At 62.7% G+C, this 15,008-nt stretch carries 13 protein-coding genes; 5 read left to right on the top strand and 8 right to left on the bottom strand.

Features of this window, described 5'->3' with window-relative positions; translation table 11 throughout:
- Nucleotides 1-236: 236 nt before the first annotated feature.
- The gene (locus DLM46_RS27960; RefSeq protein ID WP_115105721.1) at nt 237-1,640 is read left to right on the top strand and encodes an L-lactate MFS transporter; all 1,404 of its coding nucleotides are present in this window, start codon (nt 237-239) and stop codon (nt 1,638-1,640) included.
- Between the two features lie 10 nt (nt 1,641-1,650).
- Nucleotides 1,651-1,779, top strand: a complete 129-nt coding sequence (locus DLM46_RS27965; protein ID WP_115105724.1) for an MFS transporter small subunit — start codon at nt 1,651-1,653, stop codon at nt 1,777-1,779.
- Nucleotides 1,780-2,029: 250 nt separating this feature from the next.
- Here DLM46_RS27965 and DLM46_RS27970 read toward each other — a convergent pair whose 3' ends face one another.
- Together DLM46_RS27970 and DLM46_RS27975 are read right to left on the bottom strand one after the other, a co-directional pair.
- Complete coding sequence (locus DLM46_RS27970) at nt 2,030-2,455, bottom strand: DUF3830 family protein (RefSeq protein ID WP_115105726.1); 426 nt, start codon at nt 2,453-2,455, stop codon at nt 2,030-2,032.
- 503 nt (nt 2,456-2,958) lie between these two features.
- Nucleotides 2,959-3,873, bottom strand: coding sequence for a helix-turn-helix domain-containing protein (locus tag DLM46_RS27975; RefSeq protein WP_115105729.1), 915 nt, complete (start codon nt 3,871-3,873; stop codon nt 2,959-2,961).
- Nucleotides 3,874-4,053: 180 nt separating this feature from the next.
- On the opposite strand from DLM46_RS27975, the gene DLM46_RS27980 reads away from it, so the two are divergent.
- Entirely contained in the window at nt 4,054-5,058 is a 1,005-nt protein-coding gene (locus DLM46_RS27980; RefSeq protein WP_115105731.1) for a helix-turn-helix transcriptional regulator, read from the top strand.
- A gap of 31 nt (nt 5,059-5,089) precedes the next feature.
- Here DLM46_RS27980 and DLM46_RS27985 read toward each other — a convergent pair whose 3' ends face one another.
- The 4 genes from DLM46_RS27985 to DLM46_RS28000 form a co-directional block, all read right to left on the bottom strand.
- Nucleotides 5,090-5,851 (bottom strand): ABC transporter permease, encoded by a 762-nt coding sequence (locus DLM46_RS27985; RefSeq protein ID WP_115105734.1) that lies wholly within the window; start codon nt 5,849-5,851, stop codon nt 5,090-5,092.
- Nucleotides 5,848-6,774: an ABC transporter ATP-binding protein gene (locus DLM46_RS27990; RefSeq protein WP_115105890.1), complete on the bottom strand. Its 927-nt coding sequence runs from the start codon at nt 6,772-6,774 to the stop codon at nt 5,848-5,850. The genes DLM46_RS27985 and DLM46_RS27990 overlap by 4 nt, the downstream gene beginning before the upstream one ends.
- 146 nt (nt 6,775-6,920) lie before the next feature.
- Nucleotides 6,921-8,600, bottom strand: coding sequence for a tannase/feruloyl esterase family alpha/beta hydrolase (locus DLM46_RS27995; protein ID WP_425274019.1), 1,680 nt, complete (start codon nt 8,598-8,600; stop codon nt 6,921-6,923).
- Nucleotides 8,597-9,703: an OpgC domain-containing protein gene (locus DLM46_RS28000; protein ID WP_115105737.1), complete on the bottom strand. Its 1,107-nt coding sequence runs from the start codon at nt 9,701-9,703 to the stop codon at nt 8,597-8,599. The genes DLM46_RS27995 and DLM46_RS28000 overlap by 4 nt, the downstream gene beginning before the upstream one ends.
- Nucleotides 9,704-10,284: 581 nt before the next feature.
- On the opposite strand from DLM46_RS28000, the gene DLM46_RS28005 reads away from it, so the two are divergent.
- Entirely contained in the window at nt 10,285-11,445 is a 1,161-nt protein-coding gene (locus tag DLM46_RS28005) for an acyltransferase family protein (protein WP_115105739.1), read from the top strand.
- A gap of 229 nt (nt 11,446-11,674) precedes the next feature.
- Here DLM46_RS28005 and DLM46_RS28010 read toward each other — a convergent pair whose 3' ends face one another.
- On the bottom strand, nt 11,675-11,923 hold the full coding sequence (locus tag DLM46_RS28010) for a hypothetical protein (protein ID WP_115105741.1): 249 nt from the start codon (nt 11,921-11,923) through the stop codon (nt 11,675-11,677).
- Nucleotides 11,924-12,229: 306 nt separating this feature from the next.
- Here DLM46_RS28010 and DLM46_RS28015 point away from each other — a divergent pair, with 306 nt between their 5' ends.
- Nucleotides 12,230-13,276, top strand: coding sequence for an AraC family transcriptional regulator (locus tag DLM46_RS28015; protein ID WP_115105744.1), 1,047 nt, complete (start codon nt 12,230-12,232; stop codon nt 13,274-13,276).
- 16 nt (nt 13,277-13,292) lie between these two features.
- Here DLM46_RS28015 and DLM46_RS28020 read toward each other — a convergent pair whose 3' ends face one another.
- Nucleotides 13,293-14,543 (bottom strand): MFS transporter, encoded by a 1,251-nt coding sequence (locus DLM46_RS28020; RefSeq protein WP_244306396.1) that lies wholly within the window; start codon nt 14,541-14,543, stop codon nt 13,293-13,295.
- Nucleotides 14,544-15,008 lie beyond the last annotated feature (465 nt).

Raw genomic sequence — 15,008 nt, forward strand, 5'->3', positions numbered from 1 at the left:
TCCCACATGCTAGATGCATTTCATCAGACTTATGAATTATGCATTTTAATCTCATATTGCAATGCAAAACTTCTCAATCTATCGTTCCCCGGAGCGGTGTTTGTTGCAAATATGTACGCCAGATATGAAATATTAAGACATATATTCGACGTGGAAATCTGCGATTTTTATACCGCGACATCTCAAGCATTTGCGCCAGCCGCCGATAATAAAGCATTCGTCTACGGAGACCGACCATGAGCAGCATCACTGAGCCGAGCGGTAATCAAGGCTCCGTCCCCTTCTTTTCCAAGCAGGCCACCGTCGCGAAACCGGGTTTCTCGCGCTGGATGGTTCCGCCCGCGGCGCTCGCCGTCCACCTCTGTATCGGCCAGGCGTATGCCTTCTCGGTGTTCAATGGTCCGCTGACCAAAGTGATCGGCATCACGCAGTCGGCGGCGGACGATTGGTCGCTGACTTCGCTCGGCTGGATTTTTTCGCTGGCAATCGTGTTTCTCGGTTTGTCCGCGGCGTTTGCCGGCAAGTGGCTCGAACACGTCGGTCCGCGCCGCACGATGTTCACCGCGGCATGCTGCTTCGGCGGCGGCTTTCTGGTGTCCGCGCTCGGCGTGCATCTGCATCAGATCGTATTGCTGTATCTCGGCTACGGCGTGATCGGCGGCATCGGGCTCGGCCTCGGCTATGTCTCGCCGGTGTCGACGCTGATCCGCTGGTTCCCCGACCGCCGCGGCATGGCGACCGGCATGGCGATCATGGGTTTCGGCGGCGGCGCGATGATTGCCGCCCCGCTCTCCGTGGCGCTGATGAACCACTTCCGCAGTGCGACCAGCGTCGGCGTGGCCGAGACCTTTGTCGTGCTCGGCATTGCGTATTTCATCTCGATGTCGATCGGCGCGCTGGCGATCCGCGTGCCGCCGGTCGATTGGCAACCCGCCGGCTGGACGCCGAGCGCGACCAATCAGAAGAAGATGATTTCGCGCAACCACGTACATATTGACCAGGCGCTGAAAACGCCGCAGTTCTATCTGATCTGGCTGGTGCTGTTCCTGAACGTGACGGCCGGCATCGGTATTCTCGGCCAGGCTTCGGTGATGATTCAGGAAAGCTTCAAGGACACCGTGACGGCAGCCGCGGCGGCCGGTTTCGTCGGCCTGCTGTCGCTGTTCAACATGGGCGGCCGTTTTGTGTGGGCTTCGGCTTCGGACTGGATCGGCCGCAAGAACACCTACTTCATCTTCTTCTTGCTCGGCGCCGTGCTGTATTACCTCGTGCCGGGTTTCGCCGCTTCCGGCCAGATCGCACTGTTCGTGCTCGCTTACTGCGTGATCCTGTCGATGTACGGCGGCGGTTTCTCGACCGTGCCGGCGTATCTCGCGGACATGTTCGGCACGGCGTTCGTCGGCGGCATTCACGGCCGCCTGTTGACCGCATGGGCCGCGGCGGGCGTCGCAGGTCCGGTGCTGGTGAATTACATCCGTGCCTATGAAGTCGCACACGGCGTGGCAAAAGCGGACGCCTACACGATGACGGTTCACATCATGGCCGTGCTGCTGGTGGTCGGTTTCGTCTGCAATCTGCTGATCAGGCGCGTGGACGACAAGCACCACATGACCGATGCACAACTCGCCAAAGGCGCCTAAGGAGACTCGCATGTCGACCGTTCAAGCCGTTCATCCGACCAACAAGGTCAAACTCGCCCTCTTCTGGCTGTACGTAACGATTCCGCTGGCGTGGGGCGTGGTGAATACCCTCTCGCAAGCGATGAAACTGTTCAAGTAAGCGTTTGAACGGCACCCCGCGCGATACTACGTGCGGGGTGCCGGGCTGGTTATCCTGCTGCGTTTTCACGACGCGGCACCCTCCCCCCGCCAGGCTGCCACCGGTACGCCACGGCGGCGCCGAGCTCTACAACGGACCGGCGGCGGACCCCCAGCGGACCCACGCCGGATGCCCGGCGGCCCGGATGCCCGGCGGCCCGCGCTGCCTCGCCGCCCCGTGCGAGCCCTACGCGGTTATGCGGCCCAGCCGCCTAGATCTTCTCGAACAGCACTTCCTGCGCGCCTTCCCATAGCACCTTGGTGCCGAGTTCGCGCAGCTTCTCCTTACCTTCGACGATGGTCAGGAAGTGATTGCCCGCGAGTTGGCCCAGCTTGCTTGCGAAGCAGCAGGAGCCGTAGGCGAGGATGATCTCCGTTTCGCTGTAGCCGCCCGGGTAGAAGAGAATGTCGCCGACCGACGGATGACTCGTGTGATTCTCGAAACCGACCGGCGCGCCGTCGTTCTCGAGCTTGAAGTCGCCGAGAGGCACCCAGCAGCCCTCGCCGCTCCAGCGCACATGGATGATCTTCTGGCGGTACGGCAGCAGCTTCAGGAAAGCGGCCACGGTTTGCGGCGCGTCCGGATGGGTTTCGGCGGTCAATACATGGCCGCATGAAGTGATTCGAAGTTGGGTCATCGCTAGGTATCCGGTATGACGGGTTGAATGGCCTGGTCGGTCAGACGCCGGCCAGGCCGAGCCAAGCCAAGCCAAGCCGCTGGCGCGATATTCTGTCGGCCGGTGCGTGGCATCGACAGGTACAGTTGCCGCACATCCGGTCAGGCCAGTTGAAAAAGAGCGGCCAAGCAGCATCGAGGCCAGCCGGCGCCATTTCTCTCTTCACATGCGCCCCGAAAGTTCGTAGTTTGCAAGCCGCGCAATGAGCAGCACACTGCGAAAGTTGCGTGTTTGCCGCCATGGCGGCTCATCGGACTTGCCACTCGATGATCCACCGCGGCATTTGGCGATACGTTGCGCGCGGCGTGCCGATCGCGGTGGCCGGTAATCGACCGGTAATCGATTGCCGCACTGCACACTGTCCACGCAAACGGGTACGCGCACAGTGCCGGCCGCGACTGCCGCGGCGCTGCCGGCTCGCGGTCACGAACCACCATCCCGCCGCGAACCGCGCAAACCTCGGATCAGCCGCGCAACCGGTAAGCAAGCGGCGTCACGCCATAGCCACGCTTGAACTGCACGGAGAAATGACTGGCATTCTCGAAACCAACCGCAAGCGCGATTTGCAGCACCGTCTGATCGGTAGTGCGCAGCAGTCTCGCGGCTTCTTCCAGCCGCAAGCGCGTAACGAACTGATGTGGCGTTTCGCCGGTCTCGCGGCGAAACACGCGCGCGAAGTGAAAACTGCTGAGTCCGGCGTGCGCGGCCAGTTCGCTGATCGCCAGATCGGCGGCAAGATTGGCCTGCACGTAGTCGATCACGCGGCGTATGCGACGCGGCACCAGCCGCTCCGGGCCCGCCGCCGGACCTGCTGAACCGTTGTTGCGGCCGCGCGAATAATGTTGCAACAGATGCGCGGCGAGCGCGTGAGCCAACGCGTCGACGTAAAGACGCGAGTCGGACGGATCGCCGGCAGCGCGATGCAATGCAGCGAGCATCGCCGCGATCAGCGGATCGTGAAACTGCATCGCGTCGCTCAGTGACAGCTCGCGTGAGCCGCCCAGTTCCATCTGATCGGCGACGCTGTCGATCAGGCTTCGCTCCATGGGCAGATGGACGGTCGACAACGGCTCGTCGCTGATCGAACGCCAGCGCCAGGAGATCGGCACGGGCGGCACGAACCAGACGTCGCCCAACCGCAGGTCGGCACTTTCCCAGCGGCCGTCCAGGTTGCGCTCGAGATGTTCGGCGCCGCTGGCGAGCGTCATCAGCGTGAGGTCCTGCAAGCCGGGCGCCTCCAGCAGTTCCTGCTCGTTCGGTTCGAGATACGAGCGCAGCACCAGGTTTCGCCACGGCCGCTCGACGCTCGACACCAGTTTCTGGCCCGCCATATAGCGATCGTAGGCGAGCGTTGTTGTCAGCTTTGGAACTCTTGCCATCGCGTCTCCTGAAACATGCCGCATGCAGATGAGAAACCCAGCGGGCTCGCGCCCGCCCGCAAGCAGTCAGCGCAAGATTTCAAAAATGATAGCAAGGAAGCAGCTACCGTAATATTTGGAAATAGTTAATCATTCAGGTCGTCGTCCATCACGCGTTTCGAACGCCGGAGCTACCGTTTCATGGAACACGAATGCGATACGCTGCCGCATTGGCTGACTGGCTCGCCGCAAGGCGAAGCCGGTCGGGCGTCGGCATCTTACAACTCAGCGGTTTCCGCACAATCGGCTTACCAGGCCGGCGCGCGGCAACCGGCGAAATCAGCCCACGCGGCTGAAGCAACCCGGGCGGCAGTCCGCACGGCTTCGTCAGGCATGACGACGGCGGGCTTTCTCACGCTCTTCACCGAGGAGGAAATCGGCACGCCCTCGCCTGCCACGCGGCGGGCCACGCCCGTCATCAGTCCGCTGGTCCGTTTTGGCAGTGCGCAGGACCGCATCGAATTCGTGCGGCAGCGCATCAAACAGCTCGGCTTCGACTCGTTCAGCTATACGGCCACGCGCACCACCGCCCATCACAAGACGATGTTCGTGCTGACCAGCTACGAGTCGCAGGCGTGGCTCACGCGTTACTTCCGCGAGCGCTATTTCGAGCTCGATCCGCGTGTCGCGCTGGCGTCGCCGACCGGGCTGCCGTTCCTGTGGAATACAGCCGACATGCGCGCCGATCTGCCGCGTGCGCAAATGCGCAGCGAGCGGCTCTGCGGCATGATCGACCTGCTGGAGGCGACCGGCCGCAAAAGCGGGATTCTGACGCAGATGCCGCTGCCCGAGCCGGAATTGAGCGCGAGCCTGTGCTTCAATTCGGAGATCGGCAATCCGCGCTGGATGACCGAATCGATCGTGGCCGAGACGCTGATGTTCGCGCACACGATCCACGAATTCATCTGGACGCACGCGAAAAGCGTGATTGGCATTGCGCCCGAGCAGCCGCAGCGCGTCGCGCTGAGCGACTTGCAGCATGCGGTGCTGAGGGCGGTGGTACAGGGGCAGCGCGACAAGGAAATCGCCTACTTCCTCGGGCTGTCGCCGCACAACGTCGACTACCACCTGCGCCGGCTGCGGCAATTGTTCAAGGTGCGCAACCGCGTGCAGTTGATCAACGTCGCGCAGGGGTATGTGTCGTAATGGATATCGGCATCCGTGATGGGGATGCCGATCACGACTTAAGACGATAGCCCGTCTTGAAGATCCACGCGACGATCGCGAGAAACACCGCGAGAAACACCGCGGTCATGCCAAGGCTCACGCCGACATGCACGTCTGCGATCCCATAGAAGCTCCAGCGAAACCCGCTGACCAGATAGACGATCGGATTGAACAACGTCACGACCTTCCAGAACGGCGGCAGCATATTGACCGCATAGAAACTGCCGCCGAGAAACGTCAGCGGCGTGACGATCAGAAGCGGCACGAGTTGCAGCTTCTCGAAGCTATCGGCCCAGATGCCGATGATGAAACCGAACAGACTGAACGTCACCGCGGTGAGCACGAGAAACAGAATCATCCAGAGCGGGTGCTGCACCTGCAACGGCACGAACAGTCCCGCGCTGGCGAGAATGATCAGGCCCAGCAGAATCGACTTGGTCGCCGCCGCGCCCACATAACTCACGACGATCTCGAGATACGAGACCGGCGCCGACAGCAGCTCATAGATCGTCCCCGTGAAGCGCGGAAAGTAAATCCCGAACGAAGCATTCGAAATGCTTTGCGACAGCAGCGACAGCATGATCAAACCCGGCACGATGAACGCGCCGTAACTGATGCCGTCCACCTCCTTGATGCGCGAGCCGATCGCCGCGCCGAACACGACGAAGTAAAGCGAAGTGGAAATCACCGGCGCGATGATGCTTTGCATCAGCGTGCGCCACGTGCGCGCCATTTCGAACTTGTAGATCGCGCGAATTGCGTAGAGATTCATTGATCACCCCGGAGCAGACTGACGAAGATGTCTTCGAGCGAACTTTGCGTGGTATGCAGGTCCTTGAAACGGATGCCGGCGTCGTCGAGTGCCTTGAGCAGCGCGATGATGTCGGTGCGGCCGCCGTCGCCCTCGTACGTGTAGATCAGCTCGTTGCCGCCCTTCGCGACATCCAGCCCATACTGAACGAGTGCCGGCGGTACCTGCTCGAGCGGATCGTCCAGTTGCAAGGTCAACTGCTTCTTGCCGAGCTTGCGCATCAACTCGGTCTTCTCTTCGACCAGCATGATCTCGCCCGCGTTGATCACGCCGATGCGGTCGGCCATTTCCTCGGCTTCGTCGATATAGTGGGTGGTGAGGATGATCGTCACGCCGCTCGCGGCGAGCGAGCGCACCAGCTTCCACATGTCACGGCGCAACTCGACGTCCACGCCGGCGGTCGGTTCGTCGAGAAACAGCACGCGCGGTTCGTGCGAGAGCGCCTTCGCGATCAGCACGCGCCGCTTCATGCCGCCCGACAGCGTAATGATCTTGCTATTGCGCTTTTCCCACAGCGACAGATCCCGCAAGATCTTTTCGATGTAAGCGGGGTTTTTCGGTTTGCCGAACAGTCCACGGCTGAAAGAAACGGTTGCCCAGACGGTTTCGAACGAGTCGGTGGTGAGCTCCTGCGGCACCAGCCCGATCAGCGAGCGCGCGCCACGGTAGTCGGCCGCGATATCGCGGCCGTCCACCGTCACGCTGCCTTCGCTCGCATTGACGATGCCGCAGATGATGCTGATCAGCGTGGTCTTGCCCGCGCCGTTCGGGCCGAGCAAGCCGAAGATTTCTCCGCGGTGGATAGCCAGATTGATGTTTTTGAGCGCGTGAAAACCCGTTGCATAGGTTTTTGAAAGATTCGTAACCGAAACGATTGGCTGCATGGGTTCGACGATGGCAGACACCGGTATTGGATTGGAAGGAGGCGGTGCGAATGCGCGACCGCACCCGCAATTTAAATGAAAGATCGAAAGCGTGCAGCGCGGCGCTCTTTTAAGTAAAAACCGCGCAGGCTTCGCTCACCCCGCCCTTACGGTTCGGCGCACACGAAACTGCTGGCGAGATTCAGATTGCCCTTGCCCGCATAGCGTGGAAACAGCGGATAGCGGCACAACGGCCGGGAGCGCCCATTGGTGGCCGCCGCAATGTCGGTCGCGCTCAGCGTCTCGGGCGATACGCCACGCGTCACCCAGTTGTCGAGCGCGCCGAGCAGGTCCACCGACGGAATGAACACGCCGCTGCCGTGCTGGAAACCCGGCACCATATAAAGCCGCATGAACGCGTTGACCTGGTCGATGCCGAAACGGTCGATCAGCGCCTCGTAGTAGGCGATCGTCTGGTGCGGGCTGACGACTTCGTCGGCGAGGCCTTGCAGCGTGATGAGCTTGCCGCCGCGTGCGATATAGCGCGTCAGATCGGTGTTCATCGCGCCGATCGTCTGCGACAGCGCGACCAGTTGCGCCCGATATTTCCCCGGATGTTGGGGGTCGAAGCCGAGCGAGTCGAAGCTCGGGTCGCGCGCAACGAAATAGCGGACGTAGCCGTCGCCCTGAGCAAACAGGTAGCCGTTGGCGAAGAAGGTCGGCACCGGCTGCCGGCCGGGTTGATGCCCGAGCCCGAGCGTGCCGGTCAGATGCGTGCCCTGAAAGACGTTGTAGCCGCGATAACCGCTGACGTTCCACGCCAGCCGGTACGGCAACGACAGACCGTCGCGCATCACGAGCAAGGTGGATAACTGTGCGTCGGTGAGGCATTCGTCGTGCGACGGCGTATGCCCGGCGCAGCGCAAGGAGGCGATGATGTCCGCTTCGTGCTGGCGGCATGCGGCGACGTCGCTGATGATGCCGTCCTCCGCGCCGTCGAGGCGGTCACAAACCGCCAGCGTATGTTGATACACGTGTTCGAGCAACGGCGGCGGAAGGTAGCCGCCGCGCGTGGCGTATTCGGCCTGGCCGAGTTCCACGCCGAGCAGGCGCACGCCGGAAAAATTGAGCGCCGGCGAATTGGCGATCACGCCGTCGTAGTCGTCCGGAAAGCGCTGCATGACCGTGTAGCCTTCACGCCCGCCGGTCGAACCACCGGCGAAGTACATCCGGTGTGGCGGACGGCCGTAAGCGCGCGCGATGAGTGCAAGCGCCGCGTCATGCGTTTTCTTCAGATGCGCGTAGCCGAAATTCGTCACGGCGTCGTCGACCAGCCCGAAGATCGCGAGCGACGAATCGCCCACGTGTCCCGAGTCGTCGCCGAAGGTCGCATAGCCTTGCGCAAGCGGCGCGCGATCCGGCGAAAACGGAATCACGCCTGTGCCGCTGACCACCACGCCGTTGTACCCGCCGCCGCCGATCTGCAGCGCGCGGCCATTCCAGCGGCGCGGCAGATTCAGGTCGAAACGGATATCGGGCGTGCTCGCGTTGAGCCCTTTGATGCGGCCGGTGATACGGCAATATTCGCCGCCTTGCTGATTGCCGGGCACGGTTGCGCCCACCATCGCCGCACTTTCGATCTGCACGCCGGCAGTGGGCATGGCGATGAGTTCCGGCGGCAACACGGCGCCGGCGAATTCCACGCAACGCATCGCGAGCGGTGCGTCCTTAGGTGCGTCCTTAGGTGCGCCGAGCGCCTCGGCGGCGCTCAGCCCTAGCATCGCACTGACAGCCGTGGCGAGCGCGCGTGAAACTCGTGTGCGCATGCGGCGCGAACGCGCCCTCATCCGCAACCTGCCCCATTGGCCGCCGCGCGCGACTGCAGCCCCTTCCAGCCGTCCCAGCCGCGCGCGATCATCAGCACGGCGCCGATGGCGACCAGATCGCCGCCGAGTCCGATCAGCGTGCCGCGAAAACCGTGAAACATATGCGGCGTGGCCGTATCGACGATCAAGGAGACCAGCGTGCCGGCGACGAAACACACGAGCCCGGTACGGCCGACAGTCACCACCGCGGGCAGCCGCCTCGCGAGCCGCGCGATGCTGCCCATCCGAACGAACTGCGCCGCGAGCCAGGCAATGACGAGGAAGTTGATCACACGGTCCACGGAAAGGTTCTGTTTAAACGTGCCGGGCAACGGTTGCGTCAGCACGAAGAGTTTGAGTATAGCGAATGCCAGTACCGCGATCGCCGCGGCCCACGTCAGCCAGCGCGCGGCGCGGGTGGCGTGAAAGCGCTCGCTGATGGGCTGCACCCGGCACAGCATTCCGAGCACGAACATCAGCTGCCACGCAAACGGGTTAAAAGCCCAGTCGGCCATGTCGTCAATGCTCAATAGCGCGGCCAGCGGCCGGGCGAGCGCCCAGATCGCCAGACTGAGCCCAAGCGCCAGCAGTGGCGAACGGCGCGCGAGCGGCACCGCGAACGGCACGCACAGCGCAAAGATCACGTACATGGGCAGCACGCTCGACAGATACGGCTGACGCCGCAGCACGGCGATATCGAGTGCTTCGCGCAACGGCTGCGCCGCGAACGGCGTCCAACTGGTCAGATCGACCATTGGCGGGTTCAGATGCAGCGTCGCGAGAATGGCGCCGGATAATAGCGTCAATACTGCCGTCAGCAAATAGGCGCGGTAGATTTCCCAGCAGCGCCTGACGAAACGCCGGTTCGCCGCGCTCTCGCCTCGGCCCGCGAGCACCCTCGTATAGGCCGCTGCGGACGCGTAGCCGCCGATAAATACGAACACTTCAGCCGAATCGCACAATGCGTAGGCATGCAGCATCAGATGCGACAGCACGCTGCCGGGCATGTGGTCCAGCACGATGACGATCAGCACGATACCGCGGAAAAAATCCACTTCGATCGAGCGTCCGCGGCGTGATTCCATTCGGGTTCTCGCAGATGGCGCGTATCCAATGCGCCGTGAGAGACAGTCATATTCCGCTATTTCTCATAGGAATACCATGACATTAAAACGTTCCCGCCGATGCCGCGGATTATCCCCGTGCGCGCTGACAACCGCCCTTTAATCGCGCATGCATTGGCAGCGATCTGAAACTTATCTGAAACTTAAATGTCGGCATGCGGTAATGCTGAATCATTCAGTATTCGCTTGCCGGAAAGTTTTGCGGCTTTGAATGGCAAATCAGCAACGCCTACCGGTAATAACCGCGGAAAAAAATCGATGAATACACCGCGTGATTATTTTCGCTTTTTTTCGTCGTAGCATGGGTTCATGCACGCCTGTCGGACATCGCGCATTGCGAGCGCTGCCACCTCCCGACGGCGGCCACTCTTGTGGACCGGATACGCCGCCGGCCGATCTTCGATCGGCCGGATCGCTGAGCGTCCTTGCGGCGTCCTCTAGTTGCCATTGCCGACTGGCCGTCGCAATGCGCTCCGGCCCTTCCACTATCGCCCTGAACGGCGGCGCTTCGCGCACCGCCGTTGTCCCTGGAAGACGACCTCATGAACAACAGGATTGCCGGCTTCGACGGACTGCGTGCGCTTGCGGTCCTGATGGTGTTTTTTCAGCACCGCCTGTTTGGCGATATCGGCGAAATCGGCCATCTGGGCGTATGGATTTTCTTCGCGCTGAGCGGATTTCTGATTATCGGCATTCTGTCCGAGCAACGCGCGCGCATTGAACGCAACGGCAGTCGCTTTGCCGCCGAGCTGAAGCGTTTCCTGTTTCGCCGCACGCTGCGCATATTCCCGATTTACTACCTGATGCTCGCGGTGATGTGCGTATTGATGACGCTCGGCATGGCGGATCCCGAACTGGCTGGCGGCATGCCGTTTCATTTTGCTTATCTGTCGAACTTCTGGATCGGTTCAGTGCTGCATTACTGGCCGGGGCGTTACTCACATCTCTGGAGCCTTGCGATCGAGGAGCAGTTTTATCTGGTGTTCGCGCCGTTGATGTTGCTGATCGCCGCGCGGCGGCATGGGGCGGTGTGTGCGGTAATCGTGGTGGTGGGACTCGCTTCGTTGCTCGCGATGCGCGCGGCGCACTGGCAGGAGATCACGATCTACACGCATCCGTTGACCAATTTCTGGATGCTGGCGCTCGGCGGAATCGGCGGCCTGATGATCGCCGCAGACGCGCACCGCTTGCGGGCCGTGCTGGGACATGGCGTGACGTCAATCGCGCTGGCGGCATGCGTTGTCGGGTTCTGCGCGACCGAGCCCGTGTGGAGCGAGTTGACGAGTCCGCTTGTGCTGACCGCTGTTTCCGCGGCGTATGGTGCCTGCATCGCGGCGCTGGTGTGTTCGATTGCCTGCTGCCGGAGCGCTGTGATCATGGGTCTGCTCGAGACCCGTTGGCTCGTGAGTTTTGGGCGTATCAGCTATGGGTTTTATCTCTATCACAATCTCATTCCGGATTTGACGCGGAATCATCATGCGGTGGCTCTTTTCGGCGGCGCCGTGCCGGGGTGGGCGCATGTTGCGGGGATTGTGGCTTCGTTTCTGATTTCGTTGGCGATCGCCGTTCTGTCGTGGCGATTCATCGAAGCGCCTCTCCTGAAGTTCAAGGGCCTCCGGAGACCGGGCGGCGCGGTTACGCGAGCCGGGGCCGCTGCGCAGGGAGCCGGACGCGGATTGGTGGCTCGCGGCGATGCGCGTTGATTCATATGACACGTGGGTCAACCAAAGGTGATCGGGATAGTGCGCAAAACACGCCGATCCAGTCACGATCGGCGCCGCACACGGATCCGGTCGCGATTGGCGTCGACGTGCCGATGCTCTGCGGCATCGATGTGGCCTCCCCGCTACTAACCCCGTTTACCGCAACTACTCTGTCAGCGTATTCACTGCATATTCACACCGTAGTGCTACGCCGCATCCCGATACCCGCTTACCTCTGGAGCCGGTCGAGAAGCTTGCTTACACGACGCTGCTGGCTGGCAATCAGATCGTGCGTTTCTTGCAGTGCACGAATGCGCCTTTCCCAATACTCGTGGTCGAGCCGGTCGAGCGCACTATCCGCGTCCCCACGCGTCAAGTACTGGACCATGCTCTCCAGATGCTCCAACTGGCTGTCCACCAGACTGGCTGGAAGCCGCCCACCGCGCCGCGCGGTCGGTCGATTGATCGTGCCGCTCATTTTCTCGCACCCCGTAACCTGGCCAGACGGGCGATGCCTGGCTAGCTCGCCCTTATTGCGCCGCGCATGCCGAGGCGGCACTCTTGTCAACGCGCAGTTGCGCTTTCAGAACGGGGCGCGGATACAGCGGATACAATGACTCGCCGCGCCATCAGTGAAAACGATCTGCATCTAATCGTCCTACGATAACGCGCCTTTTTTGTCAGGCTTTACCATGCGTCTCAGTTCCCGACGGCCAGGCGTAAATATTTCGCCTGCCGCGGCTGTCTTGCCCCAACCGTATTCTTCGCTCGCTGCAATTGGCTCATGAACCAGCGCTCACTGCCGTATAGCCCGGTGGCCGACGCAACCGCTGCCGCAGCCGAGCCGCGCCCGGTCATCACGACGAGCAGCTTCAGTACACGCGCGCTGGCAGCCGACGAGCAACTGCTCGCCTGGCGCAAGCGCGTGGGCCACGTAGTCGACGTACCGCCGTCGAAGCAGCAGGTCGCCGGGGGGTTCCGCGGCGACATCGATTTATATGCGGTGGGCGGCATGACGTTTACCGACTGCCGCACCGAGAAACTGGTGCTCGAACGCTCGGTGGCGCGAGTGTCCACCGACACGCGCCGCGATTACGCCTTTCAGCTGTTCGTGGAAGGCGAAATCGGCAACGTGACCGGCATGCGCAAGAAACGCAGCGATCCGGGCTCGGTGCAAGGCATCGTCGCATTCGATATGAATCAGCCGTTTCGGGCCGAGCGGCCCGCCTGTCGTCTGCTGAGTCTGTTCCTGCCGGCGGCGATCGTGGACGAGGAGCTTCGTGACGGCGCGTCGCTGCATGGCCGCATCCTCCCACTGGGCTCGCCGCTGACCAGCCTCGTCATGGATCACATGGCGGCCATCGCCAGGGAAATACCGACGCTCGACGCTCAGAGCGCGACCGCCGCATTGAATGCCGGCGCCCAGCTTCTGATCGCGGCCTTTCGCAAGGAATCGCGCCTGACAGGCGAGGGCCGCGCCGCGCTGCAGGCCGCGGTAATGGGACAGGTCCGGCGTTACGTCGAAGCCAATCTGCACCAGGGCGACCTCACGCCGACCCGTATCGTCGAAGCGCTGCGACTGAAGCGCGCCACGGTCTACCGCTGGTTCGAGCCCGACGGCGGGCTCGGCGCCTACATTCGCAATCGCCGGCTGCGGGAAGCGGCGGACGAACTGGTCCGTTTCCCGCATCTGCAGATCACCGAAATCGCTTACGGGCTCGGCTTCCAGAGCCCATCGGATTTCACCCGCGCGTTTCGCCGCGCGTTCGACATGAGCCCGCAGGACATGCGTGCGCTCGCATGGGATCTGACGCATCGCAATGCGGCGTAGCGACTGAACCGGCGCATCATGCCGGCGGCTGTGCAGCGTATGCGGGCTCCTCCGCCGGCGCCCGCTCGGGAAACCGGTTCAGCGCGACGAGCGTGAGCCCGGTGGCGGCCATCACGTACCACGCAGGAATCATCGGGTTGCCCGTTACATTGATGAGCCATGTGACGAAGAACGGCGAAAACCCGCCGAACACGACAACGCCAACACCGAAGATCACGGCAAGGCTCGCCGCGCGCCGATGCGCGGGAAAGGCCTCCATCATCAGCACCATGATCGCACCCTCGTTGTTCACTGCGAGCGCCACGTACGCCGTGATGATGACGAGCGCGGCGAGATCGCTCACGCCGTGGGTCAGCATCCAGAAGACCGGCCATGCCGCCGCCAGTGACGCCACGAAAAACAGGTACTGGAGCGTCTTGCGGCTCGCGAACCGGTCGGCGGCACGCCCTACCAGCGGCGTCACCACGAAGATCGCGAGGCCCGAGAGACAGGCGGTCAGCAGGCTGATCGCCGGCGGCCGATGCAGCGTTCGCACCAGGTAGGACGGCATGTAGAACACGGTGAGATAGATGGTCACCGAAGTCGCCGCCGTCATCAGAATGCCGCAGACGAGCGGGCGCGTGTACTCGACGAACAGGCGCCCAGGATTCAGCCGTCCAATCGACTGCCGCCGGGCCGCCGGCATACGGCGGCGCAGATACCAGCCGACCGGGCCAATCAGGCCGCCGCCCAGCACGAACGGAATGCGCCATCCCCAGCTCTGCATGGCCTCGGGAGAAAGCAGCGCGGTGGTGCTCGCGCCGACCAGCGCGGCGGCGAACGCGGCCGCGCCCTGGCTCGCGCCGCGCCAGCTCACCACGAAACAGCGGTGCCGGTACGCAACCGACTCCATCAGCGAAGCCGCCACCGGCCCGATCTCTCCGCCCGCCGCGAGCCCCTGCATCAGCCGCGCGAGCACCATCAGCACCGGCGCCGCGAGACCGATCGACGCATAGGTGGGCAGGCACGCGATCAGCCACGTGCCGAGCGTCATCAGCGCAAGCGAGACGGTCATGCCGGCCTTGCGGCCCCGGCTGTCGGCGATGTGGCCGATCATGATCCCGCCGAGCGGGCGCATCACGAAGCCCGCGCCGAAGGTGGCAAGCGAGAGCAGCAGCGACGACACGGGGTTGCCGGACGGAAAGAACAGATTGCCGATCAGCACGGCCGAAAAGCTGTACACAGTGAAGTCGTACGCAACGAAACCGTTGCCGATCACGATCGCCACGATGAGACGCCGGAGTTCGGCGCGGGACAAGTTAGCTGGTTGGGCTGCTGCTTTGTGCATGGGTGCGGTGGACGGGGGCGTCGTGGTGTTCCGGAAGGTCGGCGGCGAGAGCGGTGCTCTTTCCGCTCTAACGGCCTGAAAAGGGAGGACTTTACGTCACGCGAAAGGATCGCGGACCCCAACCCGGCATGCGTGGGCGTCTGGCCGGCCGCGGACGCTCCGCGCGGTTGAGCGGAAATCAACCGGCCGCTACGAATCGGCACGGTGAGAGTCTCGTGCCGCAGGTGCTGAATCGGCCGCCTATCCAGCCGCCTGCGCAGTCGCCTAAACGAACCGAGCGATCGCGCTATTCCATCGTTCGAGTGAAGTCGTGAGCGTGGGTCAACTCAAGCGGCTGCTAGTGGAAATCCCGTATCGGGCATGGACCTCCGTGAAAGCCTTGGGAAGGATTCGCTCGCCTAGAAT

The sequence above is a fragment of the Paraburkholderia lacunae genome (assembly GCF_003353175.1).
Classification (GTDB): Bacteria; Pseudomonadota; Gammaproteobacteria; order Burkholderiales; family Burkholderiaceae; genus Paraburkholderia; species Paraburkholderia lacunae.

What these genes read in the sequence shown, in the direction of transcription:
- DLM46_RS27990 (WP_115105890.1), bottom strand. Translation starts at nt 6,774, where the DNA reads ATGCAGCCAATCGTTTCGGTTACGAATCTTTCAAAAACCTATGCAACG.
- DLM46_RS28015 (WP_115105744.1), top strand. Translation starts at nt 12,230, where the DNA reads ATGAACCAGCGCTCACTGCCGTATAGCCCGGTGGCCGACGCAACCGCT.
- DLM46_RS27975 (WP_115105729.1), bottom strand. Translation starts at nt 3,873, where the DNA reads ATGGCAAGAGTTCCAAAGCTGACAACAACGCTCGCCTACGATCGCTAT.
- DLM46_RS28010 (WP_115105741.1), bottom strand. Translation starts at nt 11,923, where the DNA reads ATGAGCGGCACGATCAATCGACCGACCGCGCGGCGCGGTGGGCGGCTT.
- DLM46_RS27965 (WP_115105724.1), top strand. Translation starts at nt 1,651, where the DNA reads ATGTCGACCGTTCAAGCCGTTCATCCGACCAACAAGGTCAAACTCGCC.
- DLM46_RS27980 (WP_115105731.1), top strand. Translation starts at nt 4,054, where the DNA reads ATGGAACACGAATGCGATACGCTGCCGCATTGGCTGACTGGCTCGCCG.
- DLM46_RS28000 (WP_115105737.1), bottom strand. Translation starts at nt 9,703, where the DNA reads ATGGAATCACGCCGCGGACGCTCGATCGAAGTGGATTTTTTCCGCGGT.
- DLM46_RS28005 (WP_115105739.1), top strand. Translation starts at nt 10,285, where the DNA reads ATGAACAACAGGATTGCCGGCTTCGACGGACTGCGTGCGCTTGCGGTC.
- DLM46_RS27995 (WP_425274019.1), bottom strand. Translation starts at nt 8,600, where the DNA reads ATGAGGGCGCGTTCGCGCCGCATGCGCACACGAGTTTCACGCGCGCTC.
- DLM46_RS27970 (WP_115105726.1), bottom strand. Translation starts at nt 2,455, where the DNA reads ATGACCCAACTTCGAATCACTTCATGCGGCCATGTATTGACCGCCGAA.
- DLM46_RS27960 (WP_115105721.1), top strand. Translation starts at nt 237, where the DNA reads ATGAGCAGCATCACTGAGCCGAGCGGTAATCAAGGCTCCGTCCCCTTC.
- DLM46_RS27985 (WP_115105734.1), bottom strand. Translation starts at nt 5,851, where the DNA reads ATGAATCTCTACGCAATTCGCGCGATCTACAAGTTCGAAATGGCGCGC.